The following is a 22,828-nucleotide window of genomic DNA, read 5'->3' as shown; positions in this document are numbered from 1 at the left end:
GGATGACGCAGCCATGAACAGCAGAAATTTTCGCTACGAAGAAAACTTTATTCACAACGGTGACTTTCAAACCGGTTTGGAGAACTGGACCCCTGTTGGAGGTGTCATCAGGTCGGAAGACAGTTGGAACGGCGCCTTAACACCTAACATGCATGCTTATGACGAAGGGGCTGCGAGCCAAATTATCGAGTTGGCTGAGTACCCGCGTCCTCATGATGAAAAAGCGTTTTATGAACTGGAGTTTTATTACGAGGCATACGGCACTCAGGGCGCCACGTTGCAAATTGACGCGGCGGATAAACACGAACAGTGGCCTCTTGTCCCATCGCTCAAGGCCGAGTCTGAACGGCCAGTTGACCCAAATAAACCAAGGGCCATCTCTCTGGTGCGGTACACGCGTCGCCTTGATCTCATTGACCTTTCAGACGATGACCTCAAGGTGACTTTCATCAGCAAGAAGGATAACGGCGCTGACGAACACGGTGTGCGGGTTACCTTTGTGCGAGTGGAGTTGGTGCTTGAGGACCTGCGGCTGAAAAGCCTGACTATCGATGATGAGCCTCAGTCCCTCGAGGAACCATTGCGCCTGTGCTTTGGTGCGTTGGGCGACAAATCGCATCGGCTCATGTTGGAGCCGGCCGATGACAGCGTTTGGCGGCAGACTCAGGCGGGATTGTGGTTGGAGGAGGAAGGCACCAGCCTCCTTGCCGCTTCACCGCCCTGGGAGCACGAGCACCCGATCGAGGATGCATGGGCCATTAGTTGCCGTGTCCCCGCCGACGACGAACAGGAGTACTTGCACCCCGTTCAGGTTCGCAGCCAATACACATCCGCACCCTATGACTTAACCGCGAGGTCGGGCCATTTCCGTCTCGAACTGGCGGTGCTGCAAGACGTCGCTTATTACCCGGTAGTCGCGCTTGAGCAGAGTGTGACGATGCGTGTCAAGGTTCGATCCCACTACACCGAAACCGCTCTGCCCAATCGGGAAGTGACCTGGGCCGTGACTTCCACAAACGCATCGGCTTCGCTCGTGCTGTTCACGCAGCGTTCCGATGAAAATGGCGAGTCCAGTTATACCTTTACACCAACAGTCGCGGGTGAGTATCAGGTCACGGCTTCTGTAGACAGTCATTATAGAAAGGATGATGCCAAGCACATATTCGAGGTACGTGCCCTGGCGGAAGACCCTTGGGCGACAGCGACGTTTTCGCTGGAAAACACCACCGTTCCCTTTTTGTGGGGAACGCAGCCGGCCTATCCCTGCCGTGGCGGCAGCCATCGAGCAAGCGTCACCTTTGCGGCCGACCATGCCCTGGCGGGAACCGACCTGATGTTGACGTGGGAGACTATCGATGGCGATACCCCCGTGGGGCTGGGCGTGACGTTCAGCCCCGAGCTGGATGACATGACCGCCATTGATGTTGCGGGCCTGACCTGGAGCATGGATTACCAAGATAAAAAGGACGCCAACTTCAATCTCATTGTCCGCTGCTCGAAGCTGTTGGAGGACTCTCCTCGGCAGAGGATGGAGTTGGCGCATAACTCCCTAGACATCGTTGCTGACCGGCAAGCGCCGAAATTTCCTTTTCTGGACGATGGTGTACCTCTGCGCTTAGAGCTTCAGGTCTCGTCAAAAATTGAAGGTGTCGAGATAAATCGGGGTATCGAAGTCGAATGGCGAGTCGACGGCGGGGAACCGAATTGGACGGAAACAGGAGACGGGGGATGGTCTGCTCACCTATTTGATTTGTCCGAGCCACGGACTTTTCAGATTGTCGCCAGCGTGGAAAGCCGTTACGAAGGCCAATTCGTCCGGCGCACATTTGACGTCGAGGTCTTCCCTGAAAGTCCGTGGCGATCACTGGTCAGTGTCACGTTGGATGGTAAAGAACCTCAGTCCGCCAGACTGCCGTTTTTTCTCGGCGGTGGGCCTTCGGTACTGCAGGTTGATCTACAGAACGACAAGTTTCTGGATGAAGAAATATGGCTCGAGGTGGGGGGGGATGGCGAGCCGCCTATTGATGCAGTCCCTGACTTTGGGATGAAGCGCGAAATGATTGCAGGAGGGCTGTCATGGGAGATTTCCCCAGTCGCCACTTCCAGTACGGGATTTCCTTTGCATATTTGCCACGAGGAAATGGGGCCTTTTGAATTCCAAGGTTTGTTGCTTTCAACAACCCTGGAAGAAGAGGGGGAGCTGACGTTTGACGGGAGAAAGATCCTCGCAGCCGACAAGATTTATCCCAGCATCGGCGGTACGCACACGTTGCGTTTTGTACCCAAGGCCAGTAGCCCTTTGATCTTGCTTGACGTTGCAGCGCAATGGATATCCGATGCGCCCGGAATCGGGCTGGACCCTCCGGCGAACGAGCCAAATGAACTGCCGTCCAGTGGGGTCGAGTGGAGGCTGACCACCCCCGAAACGGGAACGGCAGAGGAAGCCGAGCTATCGCTGAACTTTCCACAAATAGGCCTGGCCTACCCGCCTGTAACTGTGAACCTGGGACACCATCGATTTGAAATCAGGGGGACGGGACCCGATGCTGAGCCGTGGGTGGGAGAGTCTGTGCGTCTGGAAATCGAAGTCCAGTCACATTACACCAAGGCGCCATTGAGCAATGTTGACGTGACGTTTAGTCATCAGGATGGCGGCTCGGAAACGCGATCCACGGGAAGCAATGGCAAGGCGGAGTTTTGGTTCGAGGGCAAAACATCTGGGCAGGCGCATGTCATCGCCAAGGTCCCAAGCGGCTATTACGAACCTGAGGATTATCCATCCCATGAATTCGTCATCCAAGTGTTTGGACCCTAGTGGGCAGGCTTCAAACGCGAACTCATAGCGACGCTGATATCTAACCCAACTGACGTGGAGGAGCCTCTCATGTACAACGATAAGGATTCAGTCCGTGACACTCTGCTGATCAATGACGTGCGCGAGGCCACGTTTGATCCGGTCTTGGGTGAAAGCGTTCTTCTGGCGCTCAAGGTCGTCTTGTCCTCCAACCGCATGGCCGCTACTGGGGTGACCGTCACTTTCTCGATTGAGCGAGGGGAGAAAGTATCGGTCATAACGGATGACCAGGGTTGGGCAAGCTACACCTACACCGCCGACACGCCAGGTAATGTGGCCGTGATTGCAAAGTTGACCGGGTGCGACGAACCCATTCATACGTTCCCCCTCAAGGTATTGGCGGCGGGTTTCTGGGACGGCGCAATGTTCCAGTTCGGTGCGTCCGAGCCGGCGGTCTGGGGCACAGAAGCGGCTTTCCCTCGGACGTCTGGAGGCCACACCGTCTGGTTCAAGACCGACTCGGCCCCCTTGCTCGGCCGCCAGTTTTGCCTCGGGTTGACCGGCTATTCTTCTGCCACTGAGCTGGGGCTGACTGTAGTGCCGCCCTTGGGTGAATATCGAGCGCTTCCCGACAATGGAGAGTTAAAGTGGGATTTCAGTTATACCGGTTCGAGGGGCGGTGCCTATGGGTTGAAATTGGCGTCTCCGTTGATACTCAAACACTCACCCATGAACGTAATGTCGTTAGCGCCTGAGGGGAGTCGAATCGAGGGTGCAGAGTGAGGCGTCAATGAATGCCGTTGGAGCAGAACCGAGTCAATGGTCGAGCGACCGCTCTGTAGGCTGATCACCTACAAATCCCCCGCCTTCTTCCACCCCAGATACAACGTCACCAGCTCGGCCCCCAACTCCCCGGGCCGGGCTTGCAGCACCGCCATCCCATGGGCACTCAAGCGCTCATGGAGCGTGGCCCGTGCGTTCAGATAGTCCACCGTCCCGCAATACGCCAGCGCCTCGGGCAAGGTCTGCACCGGCGCCTGGCGCAGCCGGTCCAGCGCCTCTTCCCGCAGGCTCGCCACCAATACCCGATGCCGCTGGCCCAGGCGTTTGACGGCGGTCAGCAGTTCTTCATCGTCCTCATCTCGCAGGTTGGTCACCAATACCACCAGCGCCCGGCGTTTTTGCCGGGCCAGCAGTTGCGTGACGGCGGCCTGGTAGTCGGCGGGGTGTTGGCTGCTGTCGAGGTCGTACACGGTGTTGAGCAACACGTTGAGTTGGCCGGTGCCCTTGACCGGGGCGAGGTAGCGCGGCTGTTCGCTGGCGAAGGTACTCAGGCCGACGGCATCGCCCTGGCGCAGCGCGGTGTAGCTGAGCAGCAGGCAGGCATTGAGGGCATGGTCGAAGTGCGACAGTTCGCCGTCCTGGCTGCGCATGCGCCGGCCGCAGTCGAGCATGAAGATGATCTGCTGGTCGCGTTCGTCTTCGTATTCCCGGGCGATGGGTGTGCGATGGCGGGCCGTGGCCTTCCAGTCGATCTGGCGCAGGCTGTCGCCCTCGCGGAATTCGCGCAGTTGATGGAACTCCTGGCCCTGGCCGCGCCGTTGTCGCTGGCGGATGCCGAGCTGGCTGAGCCAATTGTCCACCGCCAGCAGTTGACCGTCGTAGAGCCTGGCGAAATCCGGGTAGACGCGGGTGTGGTCGACGGCGTCCAGCAGGCGTCTGTCGGTCCACAGGTCCAGCGGGCTTGGCAGGTTGGTTTCGCACCGTTCGAAGGTGAAGTGGCCGCGCTTGAGCGGGCGCAGGCGGTAGCCGACCTGGCTGACCTGGCCGGGTTGCAGCTCGACCGACAGCGGCAGGTTCTCGAAGTCCAGAGCGTCGGGTACATGATCGAAAAGCTGCACGTGCAGCGGCTGGGCAAAGTCATGGCTGATCTCCAGGCGAACTTCGCCCCAGCGGCCCAGGGCCAGGCTGCCGGGCATCTGCCGTTGCACCCGGGGCGAGGGCAGGCGCCTGACGCGCACCGCGTCGAGCAGCGCCAGGGCCAGCAAGGCCAACAGCAACCCCCAGTTGATCGACAGCAGCGTTGATGGAACCGCCATGCCCAGCGCCCGTAGCGCGCCGAGCACGATACTGAGGGCCAGCAGAAGCGCGAGCCAGGTCAATAGCAGGCGCGAGGGTTTCATTGACACATACCCTTTGGGAGAAATGCAGGGCGAGCTTTAGTGCAGAGGGGACTCATGTGGGAGCAAGGCTTGTCCGCGATGGAAGCGACGCGGTCTCGCAGAAATCGAGGTGCCTGTTTCGCGAGCAAGCTTTGCTCCCACAGCAAGCCTTGCTTCCACATGGATTCCTTTGCCACAACAGGTATGCGCAGCATGGTGTTACTCACAACCGCGGCGCCGGCACTTGATCGAGCAGTTGCCCCAGCACCTGGTCCACCGACAGCCCTTCGATGTCCAGTTCCGGCGCCAGGCGTACGCGATGGCGCAGCACGGCCAGGGCGCAGCCCTTGATGTCATCCGGCACCACGAACTCGCCCCCGCGCAACAACGCCCGGGCCCGGGCGCAACGTACCAGCGCAATCGAGGCGCGCGGGCCGGCGCCGAGGGTCAAGCCCGGCCAACTGCGGGTAGTACGGGCCAGGCGCACGGCGTAGTCGAGGACCTGGTCGTCCATCGGCAGGTCACTGGCAATGCGTTGCAGCGCTTGCACGTCCTTGGCCTGCAACACTATGCGCAGCGGCTGCACGTCGAGCATGTCGGCGCGGGTCGAGCGGCTGACCTGGCGCACCATGTCCAGCTCCTGGTCGGCGTCCGGGTAGTCCATGCGCACCTTGAGCATGAAGCGGTCGAGCTCGGCTTCCGGCAGTGGGTAGGTGCCTTCCTGTTCAATGGGGTTCTGGGTGGCGAGGACCATGAACGGCTGGCTGATGGGCAGGGCGCGGCCTTCGAGGGTGACCTGGCGTTCCTGCATGGCTTCGAGCAGCGCAGCCTGGGTCTTGGCCGGCGCGCGGTTGATCTCGTCGGCCAGCAACAGGTTGGTGAACACCGGGCCCTTGCGCAGCTTGAACTGCTCGGTCTGCAAGTCGTACACCGCGTGCCCGGTGACGTCGCTGGGCATCAGGTCGGGGGTGAACTGGATGCGCGCGAACTCGCCGTTGAAACAGCGAGCCAGGGCCCGCACCAGCAAGGTCTTGCCCAGCCCGGGAACGCCTTCGAGCAGCACATGCCCGCCGGCGATCAGTGCGGTGAGCACATCGTCGATCACCACGTTCTGGCCGACCACCGCTTTACGCAGTTCGGTGCGGATGGCCTGGGCCAACTGACTGGCGCGCTGGCGCTGTTGGGCGGCGTGGGCCTGGCCGTCGACAGGTTCGTTCTGTTCAGTCATAAGGCATTCCTGAGGGTTTGCAAATGGGCGACCTGGCGGCAGAAGTCAGCGCGGGAGAGGCGCTGTTTCGGCCGGGGGCTCAAGGCCTGGCTGATGGCTCGCGTCGGTTGTCGGGTCAGGCGGGCGAGTACCTGCCATTGTTCGGCGACGGCCAGTTGTTCGAAGCCTGGGTGAAGATGACGGGCCCGGCGCAGCACGTCTTGTTGCAAGGCATGCAACAGGTACTCCTGGCCGTTGTGGCGCAGGTGGAAACCGGCGCTGGCCTGCACATGTTCTTCCAACTGACGCCGCGCCTTGGAGGCGGGTTGTTGCAGTGGGCCATGACGCACCGCTGAGCGCCAGAACCACAGCGCAATCAAGGCTAGCAGTGCCACCAGTGCCTGGGGGAAATATCGCAGCAACAGGGTCAGCAGGTTGTCGTGGTCGGTGTTGAACAGCAGCGTGACGTCCGTGTCGGCGCTCAAGTACCAGAGCAGCCAGGCGTTGTCGTACTGGTCGATGTGTTCGTTCTTCCACAGCTCGGCGTCGGTGATCACGGTGACCGAGCCCAGGCCCAGGTTCAGTTGCATCATGTGGGTCGACAATGCGCTGTTGGCCCAGGCCTGGGCCAGGTTATGCGGGTCTTCGAGGTGGAAGTCGGTGTCGAAGCCGACATACGCCGGCGCCTCTTCGTCTTCCAGGTAGAGCTTGGTCAGTTCCGGATAGCGGTCCTTGATCAATTCAGGGGCCGGCTCCTTGAGGTCCTTGCTCAAAAATTGGCGCAGGCGCACGCGGTCGAGCAGCAGGTCGCCGCTGCTGCCGGTGCTGTTGTCCCACAAGGCTTCGGCAACGAAGAGCAAGCGCCCGCCGGCCCGGGTCCAGTTCATCAATTGCTCGACTTCCCGTGGCGTCATGTGCGTTCGCTCGCCCAGCAATAGCAGGCTGTGCTGGCGAGGCTCCAGGGTGGGCAGCACATCCAGGCTGTTGGCGTGTTCGACGTTGATGCGTTGCTGGCGCAGGAAATGCTCGGCGGCCAGGTAAGGATTGGCCTGGACTTCAGGGGAGGGGCCGTGCTCGACGACCTCTTCATAGGGCTCGGCCTTGGTGTAGAGGTAGAGGCCGAATGCGCACACCAGAGCGGCCAGCACGGCGCCGATCAGCCACCCGGCGTGCCGGCTCATCGAGAGGCTCCCGGACCGAACAGCTCGCGCCAGCCGTCACACAGTTCCTGTTGCAGGTGGGGCGGCGGGACGCGATGCCCATAGGCAATGTTCTGCCAATGCAGGGTCAGGCTTTGGCTGAAGCCCAGCAGGTTGTCCTGCTTGAGCTGTTCGACGCGCTCCAGCACCTGGCCTTCGGTGTCGGCCGGTTTCAAGGGGATCTTGAAGTCATGATGCAACCGACTGAGCAACGCCCGGTACAGCAGGCCCAGGGCTTCACGGGGTTGCGTGGCCCACAGCTGTTCGACGCTGGCGGCGACGTCGGCGGGCAAGCTCTCTTCGCGAATATCCAGGCCGAACATGCGCGCAGGTACGGCTCGTTCCACCGGCAGGCGCTGCGTCGGCCGGCGATTGACCAGGGTCTTGAGCCTTTCCCGATAGCGCCAGGCCAGCCAGACGATCACCGCCACCAGGCCTGCCCACAACACCACCTGGATCAATGCTGCGGCGATGTCGAAGCGTTGGCTGCCGAGCCATTTGAACAATGCCTTGAGCCAGCTCGGTTTGGCTTCGGTCTCGGTCTTGGGGGATTCGGCAGTTTCTTCGCCAAAACGATAGCGGGTGACGGTCTCGGGGTTCTTGAATGGCGGGGCGTCGAGGATTGCCTTGATGCTCTCCCGGGAGGCTTCGCTGGTGAGCGGCTGGTTGAGCAGCCGCGGGCTGTCGGGGCCGCTGTTGTCCTCGGCGGCAAACGCCGGGGGCGCCAGCGGCAGCAGCATGAGCGCCAGCAACATCAATGCCGGGGCCACGCCAATGAGGCGCTGGCGCAGGCGCCGGAACACCAGTTCGATGTCCCATGCCTCAAGGATTGTGCGCCGGTTCAGGTAGAGGCTGAAGCCGCAGGCGACATACACCGGCTCCCATAAGATCAGCAGCAGTGGGTACAGGAAGTTGACCAGGTGTTCGAACCACAACCAGTCGTGCTCGGCGGCTGACACCAGTGTCTCCCAATCCCATTGCAGTTCGACTTGTTGCGGCACGAACAGATAGAACAGGGCCATCAGGCCGAACCACAAGGCGGTTTCCAGGTGCACGCCGATGATGGTCAACCACTGTGCCGCGCCGCGGTTGCGTTGTTGCAATACCCGCAAGCGCTGCGCCCGCGCCTCACCGGCGAGCCCCTCGAGTTGCACCACCGGCATCAGGAAGCTGCGGCTCAGGCTCAGCCGGCGCCAGGTCAGGCTGGCCAGCAACTGCGGCTTGAGCAGCGCAGGCCATTGGCGCAACGCCTGCCGCAAGGTGGGGGTTTCGCCAAACAATGCCTTGGACAGAATGTACAGCGGCAGCCGGTCGAAGGCCGGCTTCAGCCACCAGAACAGCATCACCACCAGTGAAGGTGACTCCCACAGCAGCAGGGTCAGCAACAGGTACACCGGCAACGTGATGATCGCCCAACTGGTCATCAGCAGGCGTCGATGCTGCTGGCTCATCAGCACACCGAGGTCCATGGCTTCCCAGGTGGTGCGTGGGCGGATGACGACGGTGGCGTCACTCAGGCGCATGGCGGACCCGTCCGGCAAGCGACAGATAGCTGATCACCAACAGCCACAACAAGGCGCCCACCGTGTATTTGGTAGCGGGCGTCACGGCGCTGGAGGACCAGTAGGCCTCGATGAACGCGGCAATGAGCAGCAACAGCATCACGCCGCCGATCATCAGCACGCTTTTGCCCGCCGCGAGCCGCAGGGCCTCGCCTCGGGTCAGGCGTCCCGGCGCGATCAACGCCCAGCCCAGTTGCAGGCCCGCGGCCCCGGCCAGGGCGATGGCGGTGAGTTCGAAAGCCCCGTGGCCGATCACGAACGACCAGAACGTTTCCCCGGAGCCGATCTGGGTCAGGTGCCCGGCCACCGCGCCAATGGTCAGGCCATTGAAAAACAGGAAGAACGCGCTCCCCAGGCCAAACATCAAGCCACTGGCAAAGGTCTGAAAGGCAATGCCGATGTTGTGCATGATGTAGTAGCCGAACATGACCCAGTCTTCGCTGGCGGCCCGTTCGACCGAGCGTCCCAGGTGCCCGGAGGCCGGGTCATACATGCTGCGGATCTGGCTGAGTTCATCGGCGCCGAGCACGCTGTAGACCAGTTCCGGGAACAGATAGACCAGCAGCCCGATGCCCACCAGGCTGCCCAGGAACATCAGGCTGGCGGCCAGCACGAATCGCCATTGTTCACGCACCAGTCGGGGAAAGCCGACCAGGATAAAGGCCGAGAGACTGGTCGAGGGGCGGCTGCGGTCCCGGTAGAGTTGCTGGTGACCGCGCAGCGCCAGTTGTTGCAGCATGTCGACCAGCAAGCTGCTGTAGCCCCGGGCCTGGGCCAGTGCCAGGTGATGGCAAAGCCGTCGGTAGGTAGCAGGAAAGTCGCTGCTCTGGGGCACGCTGCGGCTGCGCTCCAGTTGGTCGAGTTGCCGGGTCAGGTGCTCCCATTCCCCTTGGTGACGGCTTTCGAACAGGCTCTGCTTCATGTTGGCCCCAGCAGGCCGCGGGCGATGCCATTGAGTTCGGCCGCGGCGTTTGGCACCTGGACGTTCAGTGGCGCGGCCAGGATGGCAGCCAGTTCGTTGACCCGCGCTGGGGAAAGTTCTGCCTGGCGTTCGGCGAAGCCCAGCACGGCGCGTTGCTCATGCAGGCTGAGGGTCAAAGGTGTTCGTATCGGTGCTGCCATTGGCAATGTAGGGCGTTTGACCGGCTGTTCGCGATACACCACCAGCGTGCCGGCCGCGAGATCGCCCAGCCGCTTGAACGCTGGATGCTGCAGGCAACTGATGGCCCCGAAGGTGTAGCCGAAAGGCAGCATGTCGACGAAACGCAGCAGGTTGCGGATCAACGACGCCGACCAGCCGATGGGCCGGCCATCGTCCTGCACCACGCGCAGCCCCATGATCTGCTTGCCGGGAGAGCGACCCTGGTTGAGCACCTCGAACAGCACCATGTACCACCAACTGACGACAAACAGCAGGATGGACCCCAGGCCGATCCCCAGTTCGCCGAAAAACGCCAGGGCCAGGAAGAAAAGACCCAGCACCAGCCCACGTATGCCCAGGTCGATGGCGAAAGCGATTGCACGCGGCATCAATCCGGCCGGGCGCAACGGCAGGTCGATGCCTTCGGGCGTTTCAACCTGATAGCGCGTATCCAGGGGCGCGGGCAGCGTCGCGTTCCTTTGCAGTGCTGGTGTCTCGAGCATGGGCAACCTGTGATGGGCCAGACCGAATGTTCAATCTCGGCCCAGATGCTAGCAGTCTTCGTGCGGGCAAACGATACAACTGTGTGTGTCATTTCATGGTTTGCAACAGATTCGTGGGCACCGCAGATCAACTGTGGGAGCAAGCTTGCTCGCGATGACGGCAGTCCATTCAACATTGATGCAAGCTGAACCACCGCTATCGCGAACAAGCTCGCTCCCACATGGGGTGGGTGGTGGAACTGCGCATTGGTCTTCAAAAGTTACAGACTGCTGGTCGCAGGCGGGTCCGAGCGCCTAGACTTCGCCAGTCTTCAGTTCAGGAACAGCCCGTGACTTCCATTTTCTGGTACGACTACGAAACCACCGGCATCAACCCGCGTTGCGATCGGCCCTTGCAGGTGGCGGGTATCCGTACCGATTTCGAGCTCAATGAAATCGACGAACCGGTGAACCTGTATTGCCGGCCCAGCGATGACATCCTGCCTCATCCGGCGGCCTGTGCGATTACCGGTATCACCCCGACATGCCTGGCCGAAAAAGGCTTGAGCGAAGCCGATTTCATGACCCGTGTCCACGGCCAACTCGCCGCGCCCGGCACCTGTGGCGCCGGCTACAACACCCTGCGCTTCGACGATGAAATGACCCGCTACAGCCTCTATCGAAATTTCTTCGACCCGTACGCGCGGGAATGGCAGGGCGGTAACAGTCGCTGGGACCTGATCGATCTGGTGCGCGCGGCCTATGCGCTGCGCCCGCAAGGCATTGTCTGGCCGCAAGAGGACGGTCGCGTGACCCTCAAGCTCGAGCGCTTGACCGCCGCCAATGGCATCGACCATGGCCAGGCCCACGATGCATTGTCGGACGTGCGCGCGACCATCGCCCTGGCCCGCCTCATCCGTCAGCAGCAGCCCCGGCTCTACGACTGGCTGTTCCAGTTGCGCAGCAAACAGAAGGTGATGGACCAGATCCGCCTGTTGCAGCCCATGGTGCATATTTCCGGTCGCTTCTCGGCGGCGCGTCATTACGTCGGCGTGGTCTTGCCGCTGGCCTGGCACCCGAAAAACCGCAACGCCCTGATCGTCTGCGACCTGCACCTGGACCCCCAAGGCCTGCTGGACGACGATGCCGAAAGCCTGCGCCAGCGTTTGTATACCCGCCGTGAAGAATTGCTCGAAGGTGAGTTGCCGGTGCCCCTCAAGCTTATTCATATCAACAAATGCCCGGTAATCGCGCCGTTGGCGGTGCTGCGCGCCGAAGACCAGCAGCGACTGGAATTGGATATGGAGGGCTATCAGCAGCGGGCATTGCGGCTAACAGACGCACAGAAAGTTTGGCAGGATAAACTTCAGGCTATTTATGGTCGGGAGGATTTCACCGCCAGCGAGGATCCCGAGCAACAGTTGTACGCAGGTTTTTTGGGGGATCGCGATCGGCGTTTATGTGAACAAGTCCGTATGGCGGACCCGGTGCAATTGACCCAAGAACGCTGGCCTTTTGATGATGAGCGTTTGCCGGAACTATTGTTCCGATATCGCGCACGCAACTTTCCGGATACGTTGAGCCCCGAAGAGCAGGAACGTTGGAGACTTTTCTGTCAACAACGGCTGTCAACCCCGGAATGGGGCGCGCCTAATACCTTGGAAAGTTTTGATAAGGCGATGGGGGAGTGGATGGCCCTGTCTACGCCAGTGCAGCAAGAAGTACTCAGGGAGTGGCAGGGTTACAGCCAGCAATTGCGCAAACGTTTAAGCCTTGAGCCGCGATGAAGTAAAAAATCACAGGCAAAAAAACGCCAGCAATCGCTGGCGTTTTTGTGTTCGCAAAGAATGGTGCGAACCGCTGAGGCTTAGCCCAGCAGGGTTGCCCAGCCTTCAACCACGTCACCGCCCCACTTGGCTTTCCACTCTTTCAGAGTCTTGTGGTTGCCACCTTTGGTTTCGATGACTTCGCCGTTGTGCGGGTTCTTGTATTGCTTAACTTTGCGAGCGCGTTTGGTACCGGTAGTTTTCACGGCGCCACGTGGTGCTTTGCTCGATTTGGCATCTGGATCCAGCAGGGCAATGATGTCGCGCAGCGACTTGGAGTATTCGCCCATCAGCGTGCGCAGTTTGCCTTCGAATTCAAGCTCGGTTTGCAGTTTGTCGTCTTGGGACAGGTTTTTCAGGCGAGCTTGCAGTTCTTTGATGGCTTCTTCTGTGGCGCGGTATTCATTGATCAAGGACATGTGGACTACCTTATGTAGGACGCGGGTGACAAGGACACAGTGCGGCAATAGTAATCAGACAGTTTCATCAAGTAAACATTTAACCGGTGTTTTATTTAATTAATTAGTGCTGCAGCACAAAAATGGGTGTTGCAGTTAAATAGCCTGACAGTCTCTTCACATCGGTTCACACATATAGCCTGCGCTCCCGGGCCGCACCGGTCATGGCCTGGGGCCGTCGTCGAGGATGTGGCGCGTCATCGATACTGCAGTTTTGCCGCGCAATGGCTAGAATGGCCGCCTTTGCGAAGTTCTGGAGTTTCCCTAATGCGCACTTTTCGTCTGGTGATTGCTTGCCCGGACCGCGTCGGCATCGTTGCTAAAGTCAGTAACTTTCTGGCGTCCCATAACGGCTGGATCACCGAAGCAAGCCATCACTCGGACAATCAAAGTGGTTGGTTTTTCATGCGTCACGAGATTCGTGCCGACTCGCTGCCCTTCGGTATCGAAGCCTTCCGTGAAGCGTTCGCCCCCATTGCCGAAGAGTTCTCGATGGACTGGCGTATCACCGACACCGCGCAGAAAAAACGCGTGGTGCTGATGGCCAGTCGTGAGTCTCACTGCCTGGCCGACCTGTTGCACCGCTGGCACAGCGATGAGCTCGATTGCGACATCGCCTGTGTGATTTCCAACCATGACGACTTGCGCAGCATGGTGGAATGGCACGGTATCCCGTACTACCACGTGCCGGTCAACCCGCAGGACAAGCAGCCGGCGTTCGCCGAAGTCTCGCGGCTGGTCAAGCAGCACGATGCCGAGGTGGTGGTGCTGGCCCGCTACATGCAGATCCTGCCGCCGGCCTTGTGCCGCGAATACGCCCACAAGGTCATCAACATCCACCACAGTTTCCTGCCGTCGTTCGTCGGTGCCAAGCCGTACCACCAGGCGTCGATGCGCGGTGTGAAGCTGATTGGCGCCACTTGTCACTACGTGACCGAAGAGCTGGATGCCGGCCCGATCATCGAGCAGGACGTGGTGCGCGTCAGCCACAGCGACAGCATCGAAGACATGGTGCGTTTCGGCCGTGACGTAGAGAAGATGGTGTTGGCCCGGGGCCTGCGTTATCACCTGGAAGACCGAGTGCTGGTGCACGGCAACAAGACCGTGGTGTTCTGACTGGGTTTTGGACACTGGGCTTTGGGCTTTGGTAGGAGCTGCCGAAGGCTGCGATCTTTTGATTTTGATCGTTCGCTTGAGACTCAAGTGGTCGGGGAAAGATCGCAGCCTCGTTGCACTCGACAGCTCCTACACAGCTACAGGCGCAGCCGAGCGGGAACAATCTCTGGCCTCTAGATTCGGGCAACCTTCTTGCGGGAGCAGCATTGCGCCATGACCGATCCGTTGGACAAAGCCACCTCCAAGGCGCCCCCCACCCTGGGTGAGGGCTGCCTCAGCCGCTACGACCCAGACGCGTTGAGCCCGGAGGACGGCACTGAGTTTCCCGATGCCGCGCAATTGTGGGAGCAACTGCATCCCCAGGACGAGCCCGAACAGAAACCGTGATGTGTCAGGCCTGCCTGAGCCTGATCAGTTTCTTGAGCAACGGCCGTCCGACCATCAGGAAGAACACCGGCCCGCCGGCCACCAGGTAAAAGTAATAGGTCACCGCCCGCCAGATCAGAATCGCCGCCGCCGCGGTGGATTTGCCCACCATGGGGGCCAACAACGCCGCCGAAGTCAGCTCGGTCGCCCCGGCGCCGCCCGGCAGCAGGCTGAATTGCCCCGCACTCAGCGACAGCATCTGGACCAGGAAAGTCCAGGCCCACTGCAGATCCGCTCCCAGCCCCTTCAATACCAGATACAACACGCTGTAGCGTAGCGCCCAATGCAGACAGGTCAGGCCGAAGACCTGGAACAGCGTCTGCTTTGGCAGCTTCAAGGTGTCGGTGAACGCTGCCAGGAAGTTCAGGATCTTGCGCGCCCAACGTCGACGGGTGACGGCTTTTACGCGCAGGTGGTGCAGCAGTCGAGCGCCCAGCAGGATCAGCTTGCGGTGATACCGGGCCACCAGCACGCAGCCGAACAGCCCGCCAGACAATGAAATCGCGCTTAACGCCAGCATCCATTCCATGCGCTGGCTGAGGTTCTGGAACAGCGCGTAGAACAGAATGCCCACCAAGGCGCAGAGGAAGAACAGCAAGTCGCTCAACTGATCCATGGCAAACACTGCACTGCCATGGGCCGGGCGCACGCCGTTGCGCGCCAGCAGGGCCATCAGCGTCAGCGGGCCGCCACTGCCACCGGGCGTCGCGCACAGGGCGAACTCGGTGGCCATCACCACGCCGATGCTCTTCAGCCCGCCGATGCGTCCACGGTGTTCACCCAGCAGCAGGCGCAAGCGCATGGAGTTCAGGCCCCAGCACAGCACGATCATGCCGAGCATGGCCAGCAGCAGCGACAAGGGAAAGCGCTGCACTCGCGACCACATTTCCCCACCACCGACCAGCAGCGGCACCAGTAACGCCGTGAGCAGGGCGGCGCCCAGCCAAATCAGCCGTTTCATGCGGCGCTGCTGACCCGCAGCCCCTGGGTCGCCAGCCAGCCGACTTTGGTCATCGGCACGCGACCTTCGTTGAGCAGGCGTTCGAGGGTGCGCAGCCAATAGTCCCGGGAAAAGGTATGGCGCATGTCCACCGGGTGCAGGCCCAGGCGGATCACCGGGGCCCGGCGCCAGCGCTGTTCGCGTTGGTCGCTGATGACTTTCGACAGGCCACGGCGCCAGGCGCTGCGAGCGCTCCAGACCAGCCCCGGCGCGTCGATGGCGGTGAAGTCGGGCAGGCGATAAAGGTGTTGGGTGTCGCTGGTGTAGCTCAGGGGCAACTGGCGCAAGGCCTGGCGCGTGCCTTCGCTCATCAACCACGCTGGGGCGACGAAACCCTTCAGTGGCCAGTGGTAGCGTTCAAAGGTTTCGATACCGGCGCGCAGGCGGGCGAGGGCGGCGGCCTCGGACAGGTTGTAGAACTCACCCTCATGGGTATAGACCCGGCGCATGAACCAGTCCTTGGGATGACGGGCGCCAGGGCCGTCGTCGCAATGGTAGTAGCCATGCAACACCAGTTCGTCGCCGCGCTCGACCCGGCTGTCGAGCAGGCGCCGGAAGCCGGGGTGAGCCTCCAGGGCATTGTTGCGATGAAAGTCCGGCACCACCAACCAGGTCATCGGCACCTGGCCAAGGGCGTCAACGGCTTCGACGAAGGGCTGGTAGTCGGGCCAGGTTTGCGGTGCCACGTCGTGTAGCACCAGGAGTACGCTAGTGTCCTGTATCACAAATACTGTTCCTTTTTGACGGTGTCTGTTGTCGTCATGCTGCGTTGCCGCTCCTCGCCATAGCGGGCTATGACTCATCGCGGCGCCTTGCCTGACGACAACAGCCACTCGCCAAGAAAGAAACGTATTTGCGAAACAGGACACTGGGCAAGTGATTCATCGACATGGACCTCGCCTCAACCATTGGCCAACAGTGGCATTTGCTCGCCGAGCACGGCGTAGTAGTGCCCCAGCAGGCTGTTGACCACGGTATCCCAGGCGTAATGACCCTCCACATGCCGGCGTGCCAGAATCCCCCGGCGCTGAGCACCTTCGTAAAACAGTTGGCGCACGGCATTGGCCATGGCCTGTGGGTTGTTGGGCGTGCACAGCAAGCCGCAGTCTTCGTTGACGATTTCGGTGAAGGCCCCCGCTGCCACTGCCACCACGGGAATACCGCTGGCCATGGCTTCGAGGATCACCAGGCCGAAGGTCTCCTGGTCGCCAGCGTGCAGCAGGGCATCGGCGCTGGCCATGAGCCGGGCGACTTGTGGTGCCGGGCAGAATTCATCGACCACCGTGACGTTGTCCGGCACCACGGCGGGCATCGACGAGCCCACCAACAGCAGGTGGTAGCGCTCGCCCAGGCGTTTCATGCACTTGAGCAGCACCGGCAGGTTTTTTTCCTTGGAGCCGCGACCGGCGAAAATCAGCAGGCGTGCGTCTTCAGCGATGCCCAGCTCGGCGCGCAACTCCGGGTCACGGGCGGCCGGGTTGAAGGTTTGCAGGTCGACGCCCAACGGTTGCACGTAGACGTTCTTGACCCCCAGCCCGATCAGTTTGTTGGCCATGACCTGGCTCGGCGCCAGGACTCGGTCGAAATTGCCGTACAACTTGCTGACATAGGCTTCGATGTTGGGGGTGAACCAGTTGCCCATGCGGTTGCTCACCAGCAGTGGCAGGTCGGAGTGATAAAAACCGATGACGGGCACGTCGAGCTGGCGACGGGCATCCAGCGCGGCCCACGCCGTGAGGTAGGGATCGCCGACTTCAATCAGGTCGGGCTGTAGATCGCGCAGGACATTGCGCCAGGGGGCCAGGCGAAGGGGGAAGCGATAGCCCTTGCCGAACGGCAGTGCAGGGGCCGGAACCTTGTAGATCCCATCGTGCTCGCTCAAATGTGCGCCGGGGATCAACAGACTGTGACGAATACCGGGCCGATCACCCAGGCGCCGGTGCTTGGCATCCAGATAAGTGCGCACGCCTCCGCTGGCGGGGGCGTAGAACATGGTTATGTCCGCTATATGCACGATGAACATCCCTCCGGTCAGTGTTCTCCAGTGTTGACCTTTGGTAAGAATAGATGTTCGGTTGGGGTTGTGGGGACGGTGATGGGGCCAGTCCTGGTTCGCAGGCTATTATTCCCGGCGCCAGGATCTTACTGCGCCAGGCATGCTTTTATATAAGCGTGCAAAATGGCGTCATATCGCAAACATCACAGGTGACCACATGCCTGACTCATCGCAACTCATTATCGGTGCCGACCTTAGCGGCCAGCCCATCGCCCAGGCCATGCGCCTGGCGAACCGTCATGGTCTGGTGGCGGGTGCCACCGGTACCGGCAAGACCGTCACCTTGCAACGCCTGGCCGAGATGTTCAGCGACGCCGGCGTGGCGGTGTTCGCGGCGGACATCAAGGGCGACCTGTGCGGTCTCGGCGCGGCCGGCAACCCCCAGGGCAAGATCGCCGAGCGCATCGCCGGCATGCCTTGGCTCAATCACAATCCCCAGGCTTATCCGGTGACCTTGTGGGATATCCACGGCCAGTCCGGTCATCCACTGCGCACTACCTTGAGTGAAATGGGCCCGTTGTTGATCGGCAGTCTGCTGGAACTGACGGACAGCCAGCAGTCGGCGCTCTACGCCGCGTTCAAGGTGGCTGATCGCGAGGGCTTGTTGCTGCTGGACCTCAAGGACCTGAAGGCGCTGCTCAACCATCTCAAGGACAACCCTGAGTTGCTGGGGGACGACGCGGCCCTGATGACCACCGGCTCCAGCCAGGCGTTGTTGCGACGCTTGTCCACTTTGGAGCAGCAGGGCGCGGACGCATTGTTCGGCGAGCCGGCCTTGCAGCTCGAAGACATCCTGCAACCGGCCAGTGATGGCCGTGGCCGCATTCACTTGCTCGACGCCAGCCGTCTGGTCCATGAAGCGCCGAAGGTCTACGCGACGTTCCTGCTGTGGCTGCTGGCCGAGCTGTTCGAGCAGTTGCCCGAGCGCGGCGACGCAGATAAGCCGCTGCTGGCGCTGTTCTTCGACGAGGCGCACCTGCTCTTTGCCGGGACGCCCAAGGCGTTGCAGGAACGCCTGGAGCAAGTGGTACGGCTGATCCGTTCCAAGGGCGTGGGGGTGTATTTCGTGACCCAGTCGCCGGGCGACTTGCCGGACGACGTGCTGGCACAGTTGGGCTTGCGCATCCAGCACGGGTTGCGTGCCTTCACTGCCAAGGAGCAGAAATCCCTGCGGGCAGTGGCCGACGGTTTCCGGCCCAACCCGCAGTTCGATGCCCTGGCGGTGCTGACCGAACTGGGCATCGGTGAGGCTCTGGTGGGCACCTTGCAGGAAAAAGGCACGCCGGAAGTGGTCCAGCGCGTGCTGGTGGCGCCCCCGCAATCGCGCATCGGGCCGCTGAGCGAGGCCGAGCGCGCCGGGTTGATCGCCAGTTCACCGTTGCAAGGACGCTACGACAAACCCATTGATCGCGAATCGGCCTATGAGGTGCTGATGGGCCGCAAGGGGCTGGAGCCGCAGGCCGAAGTGACGCCGGGCAAGCCGACGACTGAAGAACCGAGCTTTACCGAAAAAGCCGGCGAGTTCCTCGGCACCGCGGCCGGCCAGGCATTGAAATCGGCCATGCGCCAGGCGGCCAATCAGTTGGGCCGGCAATTGGTGCGTGGGTTGATGGGGTCGTTGCTGGGGGGCAGCAAGCGCCGTCGGTAGTCAGGACCGAGTTGCTCCTTTCGCGAGCAAGCTCGCTCCCACATGGAGTTGGCGTCGTACACGAAATAGGTGTCCGCCGCAGATCCCCTGTGGGAGCGAGCTTGCTCGCGATAGCTATCCAACCGGCGCCGAAAATCTCAGCCCTTGGGCCGCGCATGTGCCGCCAACCGCTCCAGCGCCGCCCGCAGGTTGGGGTCGGTGATGCCATCGGCGGTGGCCTGGATGGTCGCGGCGGCGTCGGTGGACAAATCCAGCGTGTGCCCCTTGGCGCCGACCTGGACGGTGGGCGGTTGTACCTTGAACAGGATCCGCGTCAGGTTGGCGAACTCTTCAAACGCCTGGAGTTGGCGCAGCAGGCGTTTTTGCTGGTAGCGCAGGCGCGTGGCCCAGTGGCCGTCGGTGACGATCAGCAGCAAGCTGCCTTCGCGCCAGGAGGCCACATGGCAATGCTCGCGCGCGGCCGGTTGCAACTGGCTGTCGAGCAGGCGTTGCAGGTGACCCAGGCGCCTGGCGTGGCCAAAGATGGCTTTCAGCGGCTTGGCTTCGCGCAGCAGAACGGCGGGCGCCTTGGCTGGAAGTGGGCGAAAGGCCATGAATGAATACCGCAAGTGACAGAGGCGCCATGGTAGCAGAAAGCGCCAGATGCGCCTCGACCCTCTCGCCCAGCGGCTTTTGGCGACATAATCGACGAATAACTTCTGCGCTGAGTGGGTTGAAGTTCGCGCAAAAGTCCTTATTTTAAGCAAGCCCCGTCACAGCGCTGTGCCAGCATCGTGGAATAACGCCACTTTCCTCTCCATCGTTTCCGGGTAGAATGCTCGTTCGCATGCGGCCATGAGGGCTGCACGGGCGACTCATGGGGCCGCCCTCCATCCCTTTAGTGTGGAAGATCCTGCCGATATGTTTGCGCCTTTGTTAAAGAAACTTTTTGGAAGCAAGAACGAGCGTGAAGTCAAGCGCATGCTCAAGACGGTACAGACTGTCAATGCCTTCGAAGAGCAAATGGTGGCCCTTTCGGACGATCAGTTACGCGCCAAGACTGCCGAATTCAAGGACCGCATCGCCAAGGGGGAAACCCTTGACCAGCTCCTGCCCGAAGCCTTTGCGGTCGCCCGTGAAGCCGGCAAGCGGGTCATGGGCATGCGCCACTTCGACGTCCAGTTGATCGGCGGCATGACCTTGCACGAAGGCAAGATCGCCGAAATGCGGACCGGTGAGGGCAAGACCCTGGTGGCGACCCTGGGCGTGTACCTCAACGCGCTGTCCGGCAAGGGCGTGCACGTGGTGACGGTCAACGACTACCTGGCCCGCCGCGACGCCAACTGGATGCGCCCGCTCTACGAATTCCTCGGCCTGAGCGTCGGCGTCGTCACGCCGTTCCAGCCCCCGGAAGAGAAGCGCGCCGCCTACGCCTCCGACATCACCTACGGCACCAACAACGAATTCGGGTTCGACTACCTGCGCGACAACATGGCGTTCAGCATGGAAGAAAAATTCCAGCGTGAACTCAATTTTGCCGTGATCGACGAAGTCGACTCCATCCTCATCGACGAAGCCCGTACTCCGCTGATCATTTCCGGTCAGGCCGAGGACAGCTCCAAGCTGTACATCGAGATCAACAAGCTGATCCCGCAGCTCAAGTTGCACGTCGAGGAAGTCGAAGGCGAAGTGACCCAGGCCGGGCACTACACCGTTGACGAAAAGACCCGCCAGGTCGAACTCAACGAGGCCGGTCACCAGTTCGTCGAGGAAATGCTCACCCGTGTTGGTTTGCTGGCCGAAGGCGAGAGCCTGTACTCGGCCCATAACCTGGGCCTGCTGACCCACGTTTATGCCGGCCTGCGTGCCCACAAGCTGTTCCATCGCAACGTCGAATACATCGTGCAGGACGGCCAGGTCGTACTGGTGGACGAACACACCGGCCGTACCATGCCGGGGCGTCGCCTGTCCGAAGGCCTGCACCAGGCCATCGAAGCCAAGGAAGGCCTGAACATCCAGGCCGAGAGCCAGACCCTGGCCTCGACCACCTTCCAGAACTACTTCCGCCTGTACAACAAGTTGTCCGGCATGACCGGTACCGCGGACACCGAAGCGTTCGAGTTCCACCAGATCTACGGCCTGCAAGTGATGGTGATTCCACCGAACAAGCCGCTGGCGCGTAAAGACTACAACGACCTGGTGTTCCTGACCGCCGAAGAGAAGTACGCGGCGATCATCAACGACATCAAGGAATGCATGGCCCAGGGCCGTCCGATTCTGGTGGGTACCGCCACCATCGAAACCTCCGAGCACATGTCCGCCCTGCTCAACAAGGAAGGCATCGAGCACAAGGTGCTCAACGCCAAGTTCCACGAGAAGGAAGCCGAGATCATTGCCCAGGCCGGTCGCCCGGGTGCGCTGACCATCGCCACCAACATGGCCGGTCGTGGTACCGACATCCTCTTGGGCGGCAACTGGGAAGTGGAAGTCGCCAGCCTGGAAAACCCTACGCCTGAGCAGATCGCGCAGATCAAGGCCGACTGGCAGAAGCGTCACCAGCAGGTACTCGAGTCCGGCGGTTTGCAGGTGATCGCTTCCGAGCGTCACGAATCGCGCCGTATCGACAACCAATTGCGTGGCCGTGCCGGTCGCCAGGGCGACGCCGGTTCCAGCCGTTTCTACCTGTCCCTGGAAGACAGCCTGATGCGCATCTTCGCCTCTGACCGGGTGAAGAATTTCATGAAGGCCCTGGGCATGCAGCCAGGCGAGGCGATCGAGCACCGCATGGTGACCAACGCCATCGAGAAGGCCCAGCGCAAGGTCGAAGGCCGCAACTTCGATATCCGCAAGCAATTGCTGGAGTTCGATGACGTCAACAACGAACAGCGTAAAGTGATCTATCACATGCGTAACAGTTTGTTGGCCGCCGACAACATTGGCGAAACCATCGCCGATTTCCGCCAGGACGTGCTCAACGCCACCATCAGCGCCCATATCCCGCCACAGTCGCTGCCGGAGCAGTGGGACGTCGCCGGCCTGGAAGCCGCCTTGCAGAGCGACTTCGGTGTGGCATTGCCGATCCAGCAATGGCTCGACGAAGACGATCACCTGTATGAAGAAACCCTGCGCGAGAAGCTGCTGGCCGAACTGATCGCCGCCTACAACGAGAAGGAAGACCAGGCCGGCGCCGAGGCGCTGCGCTCCTTCGAGAAGCAGATTGTGCTGCGGGTACTGGACGACTTGTGGAAAGACCACCTGTCGACCATGGACCACCTGCGCCACGGTATCCATTTGCGTGGTTACGCCCAGAAGAACCCGAAGCAGGAGTACAAGCGCGAGTCCTTCACGCTGTTCTCCGAATTGCTCGACTCGATCAAGCGCGACTCGATCCGGGTGCTGTCCCACGTTCAGGTTCGCCGCGAAGACCCGGCCGAGGAAGAAGCCCGTCTGCGCCAGGAAGCCGAAGCCCTGGCTGCACGCATGCAGTTCGAACACGCCCAAGCCCCAGGCCTGGAAGTGGCCGCCGAAGAGGCCGTCGAAGTGGATGTCGCCCTGGCGACCGCACCGGTGCGCAACGAGCAGAAGCTGGGCCGTAACGAACTGTGCTATTGCGGTTCGGGCAAGAAATACAAGCATTGCCACGGGCAGATCCAATAAACCCGTTTCAACGCTGAACGACCCGCGCCGCGACAGGCCAGCCCCTGTCGCGGCGTTTTGCCATTTTGATTCGCCGTCTCGATGAAGCGGCATCGATTTATTTATTAAGGAGCGC

Annotated in this window: 18 protein-coding genes; 7 read left to right on the top strand and 11 right to left on the bottom strand. The window is 61.2% G+C overall.

Annotated features, from left to right (window positions below; all coding sequences use genetic code 11):
- Positions 1-13: 13 nt before the first annotated feature.
- A complete protein-coding gene (locus GFU70_RS22530) occupies positions 14-2,815 on the top strand; it encodes a hypothetical protein (RefSeq protein WP_153388829.1) in 2,802 nt (933 codons plus the stop codon).
- A gap of 69 nt (positions 2,816-2,884) precedes the next feature.
- Positions 2,885-3,577, top strand: coding sequence for an Ig-like domain-containing protein (locus GFU70_RS22525; RefSeq protein ID WP_058546094.1), 693 nt, complete (start codon positions 2,885-2,887; stop codon positions 3,575-3,577).
- 68 nt (positions 3,578-3,645) lie between these two features.
- On the opposite strand, the gene GFU70_RS22520 is transcribed toward GFU70_RS22525, so the two are convergent.
- The 6 genes from GFU70_RS22520 to GFU70_RS22495 form a co-directional block, all read right to left on the bottom strand.
- Positions 3,646-4,977 (bottom strand): DUF58 domain-containing protein, encoded by a 1,332-nt coding sequence (locus GFU70_RS22520; RefSeq protein WP_058546095.1) that lies wholly within the window; start codon positions 4,975-4,977, stop codon positions 3,646-3,648.
- A 202-nt stretch (positions 4,978-5,179) separates the two neighbouring features.
- Entirely contained in the window at positions 5,180-6,184 is a 1,005-nt protein-coding gene (locus tag GFU70_RS22515) for an AAA family ATPase (RefSeq protein ID WP_153388828.1), read from the bottom strand.
- Complete coding sequence (locus GFU70_RS22510) at positions 6,181-7,344, bottom strand: DUF4350 domain-containing protein (protein ID WP_058546097.1); 1,164 nt, start codon at positions 7,342-7,344, stop codon at positions 6,181-6,183. Before GFU70_RS22510 ends, GFU70_RS22515 begins: the two co-directional genes overlap by 4 nt.
- Positions 7,341-8,885 carry a DUF4129 domain-containing protein gene (locus GFU70_RS22505; protein WP_058546098.1) on the bottom strand — a complete coding sequence of 515 codons (1,545 nt, stop codon included), beginning with the start codon at positions 8,883-8,885 and terminating at the stop codon, positions 7,341-7,343. The genes GFU70_RS22510 and GFU70_RS22505 overlap by 4 nt, the downstream gene beginning before the upstream one ends.
- Positions 8,872-9,846: a stage II sporulation protein M gene (locus GFU70_RS22500; protein ID WP_153388827.1), complete on the bottom strand. Its 975-nt coding sequence runs from the start codon at positions 9,844-9,846 to the stop codon at positions 8,872-8,874. The genes GFU70_RS22505 and GFU70_RS22500 overlap by 14 nt, the downstream gene beginning before the upstream one ends.
- Positions 9,843-10,568: an RDD family protein gene (locus GFU70_RS22495; RefSeq protein ID WP_153388826.1), complete on the bottom strand. Its 726-nt coding sequence runs from the start codon at positions 10,566-10,568 to the stop codon at positions 9,843-9,845. The genes GFU70_RS22500 and GFU70_RS22495 overlap by 4 nt, the downstream gene beginning before the upstream one ends.
- Positions 10,569-10,897: 329 nt before the next feature.
- Between GFU70_RS22495 and sbcB the strand changes: the two genes are divergently transcribed.
- Positions 10,898-12,334 carry an exodeoxyribonuclease I gene (sbcB, locus tag GFU70_RS22490; RefSeq protein WP_058545369.1) on the top strand — a complete coding sequence of 479 codons (1,437 nt, stop codon included), beginning with the start codon at positions 10,898-10,900 and terminating at the stop codon, positions 12,332-12,334.
- An 80-nt stretch (positions 12,335-12,414) separates the two neighbouring features.
- Here sbcB and mvaT read toward each other — a convergent pair whose 3' ends face one another.
- Positions 12,415-12,792: a histone-like nucleoid-structuring protein MvaT gene (gene mvaT / locus GFU70_RS22485; RefSeq protein WP_042732166.1), complete on the bottom strand. Its 378-nt coding sequence runs from the start codon at positions 12,790-12,792 to the stop codon at positions 12,415-12,417.
- Between the two features lie 306 nt (positions 12,793-13,098).
- On the opposite strand from mvaT, the gene purU reads away from it, so the two are divergent.
- Together purU and GFU70_RS22475 are read left to right on the top strand one after the other, a co-directional pair.
- Positions 13,099-13,947 carry a formyltetrahydrofolate deformylase gene (gene purU, locus GFU70_RS22480; RefSeq protein WP_003205089.1) on the top strand — a complete coding sequence of 283 codons (849 nt, stop codon included), beginning with the start codon at positions 13,099-13,101 and terminating at the stop codon, positions 13,945-13,947.
- Between the two features lie 213 nt (positions 13,948-14,160).
- Positions 14,161-14,334 carry a hypothetical protein gene (locus tag GFU70_RS22475; RefSeq protein WP_165826008.1) on the top strand — a complete coding sequence of 58 codons (174 nt, stop codon included), beginning with the start codon at positions 14,161-14,163 and terminating at the stop codon, positions 14,332-14,334.
- A gap of 4 nt (positions 14,335-14,338) precedes the next feature.
- On the opposite strand, the gene GFU70_RS22470 is transcribed toward GFU70_RS22475, so the two are convergent.
- The 3 genes from GFU70_RS22470 to GFU70_RS22460 all read right to left on the bottom strand — a co-directional run bounded on the left by GFU70_RS22470 (position 14,339) and on the right by GFU70_RS22460 (position 17,396).
- Entirely contained in the window at positions 14,339-15,334 is a 996-nt protein-coding gene (locus GFU70_RS22470) for a lysylphosphatidylglycerol synthase transmembrane domain-containing protein (protein ID WP_153388825.1), read from the bottom strand.
- A complete protein-coding gene (locus GFU70_RS22465) occupies positions 15,331-16,095 on the bottom strand; it encodes a DUF2334 domain-containing protein (protein WP_153389189.1) in 765 nt (254 codons plus the stop codon). Before GFU70_RS22465 ends, GFU70_RS22470 begins: the two co-directional genes overlap by 4 nt.
- Before the next feature lie 179 nt (positions 16,096-16,274).
- Positions 16,275-17,396, bottom strand: a complete 1,122-nt coding sequence (locus GFU70_RS22460; RefSeq protein ID WP_064107031.1) for a glycosyltransferase family 4 protein — start codon at positions 17,394-17,396, stop codon at positions 16,275-16,277.
- A gap of 190 nt (positions 17,397-17,586) precedes the next feature.
- On the opposite strand from GFU70_RS22460, the gene GFU70_RS22455 reads away from it, so the two are divergent.
- Positions 17,587-19,077 carry a helicase HerA-like domain-containing protein gene (locus tag GFU70_RS22455; protein WP_058545371.1) on the top strand — a complete coding sequence of 497 codons (1,491 nt, stop codon included), beginning with the start codon at positions 17,587-17,589 and terminating at the stop codon, positions 19,075-19,077.
- Positions 19,078-19,214: 137 nt separating this feature from the next.
- On the opposite strand, the gene GFU70_RS22450 is transcribed toward GFU70_RS22455, so the two are convergent.
- Positions 19,215-19,670 (bottom strand): DUF721 domain-containing protein, encoded by a 456-nt coding sequence (locus GFU70_RS22450; protein ID WP_064107032.1) that lies wholly within the window; start codon positions 19,668-19,670, stop codon positions 19,215-19,217.
- Between the two features lie 307 nt (positions 19,671-19,977).
- Here GFU70_RS22450 and secA point away from each other — a divergent pair, with 307 nt between their 5' ends.
- Positions 19,978-22,713 (top strand): preprotein translocase subunit SecA, encoded by a 2,736-nt coding sequence (secA, locus tag GFU70_RS22445; protein ID WP_058542627.1) that lies wholly within the window; start codon positions 19,978-19,980, stop codon positions 22,711-22,713.
- Positions 22,714-22,828 lie beyond the last annotated feature (115 nt).

This window comes from Pseudomonas brassicacearum, from assembly GCF_009601685.2.
Classification (GTDB): Bacteria; Pseudomonadota; Gammaproteobacteria; order Pseudomonadales; family Pseudomonadaceae; genus Aquipseudomonas; species Aquipseudomonas kilonensis_B.
Note: the sequence above shows the minus strand (reverse complement) of the source record. Positions and strands in the feature narration are given on the sequence as shown.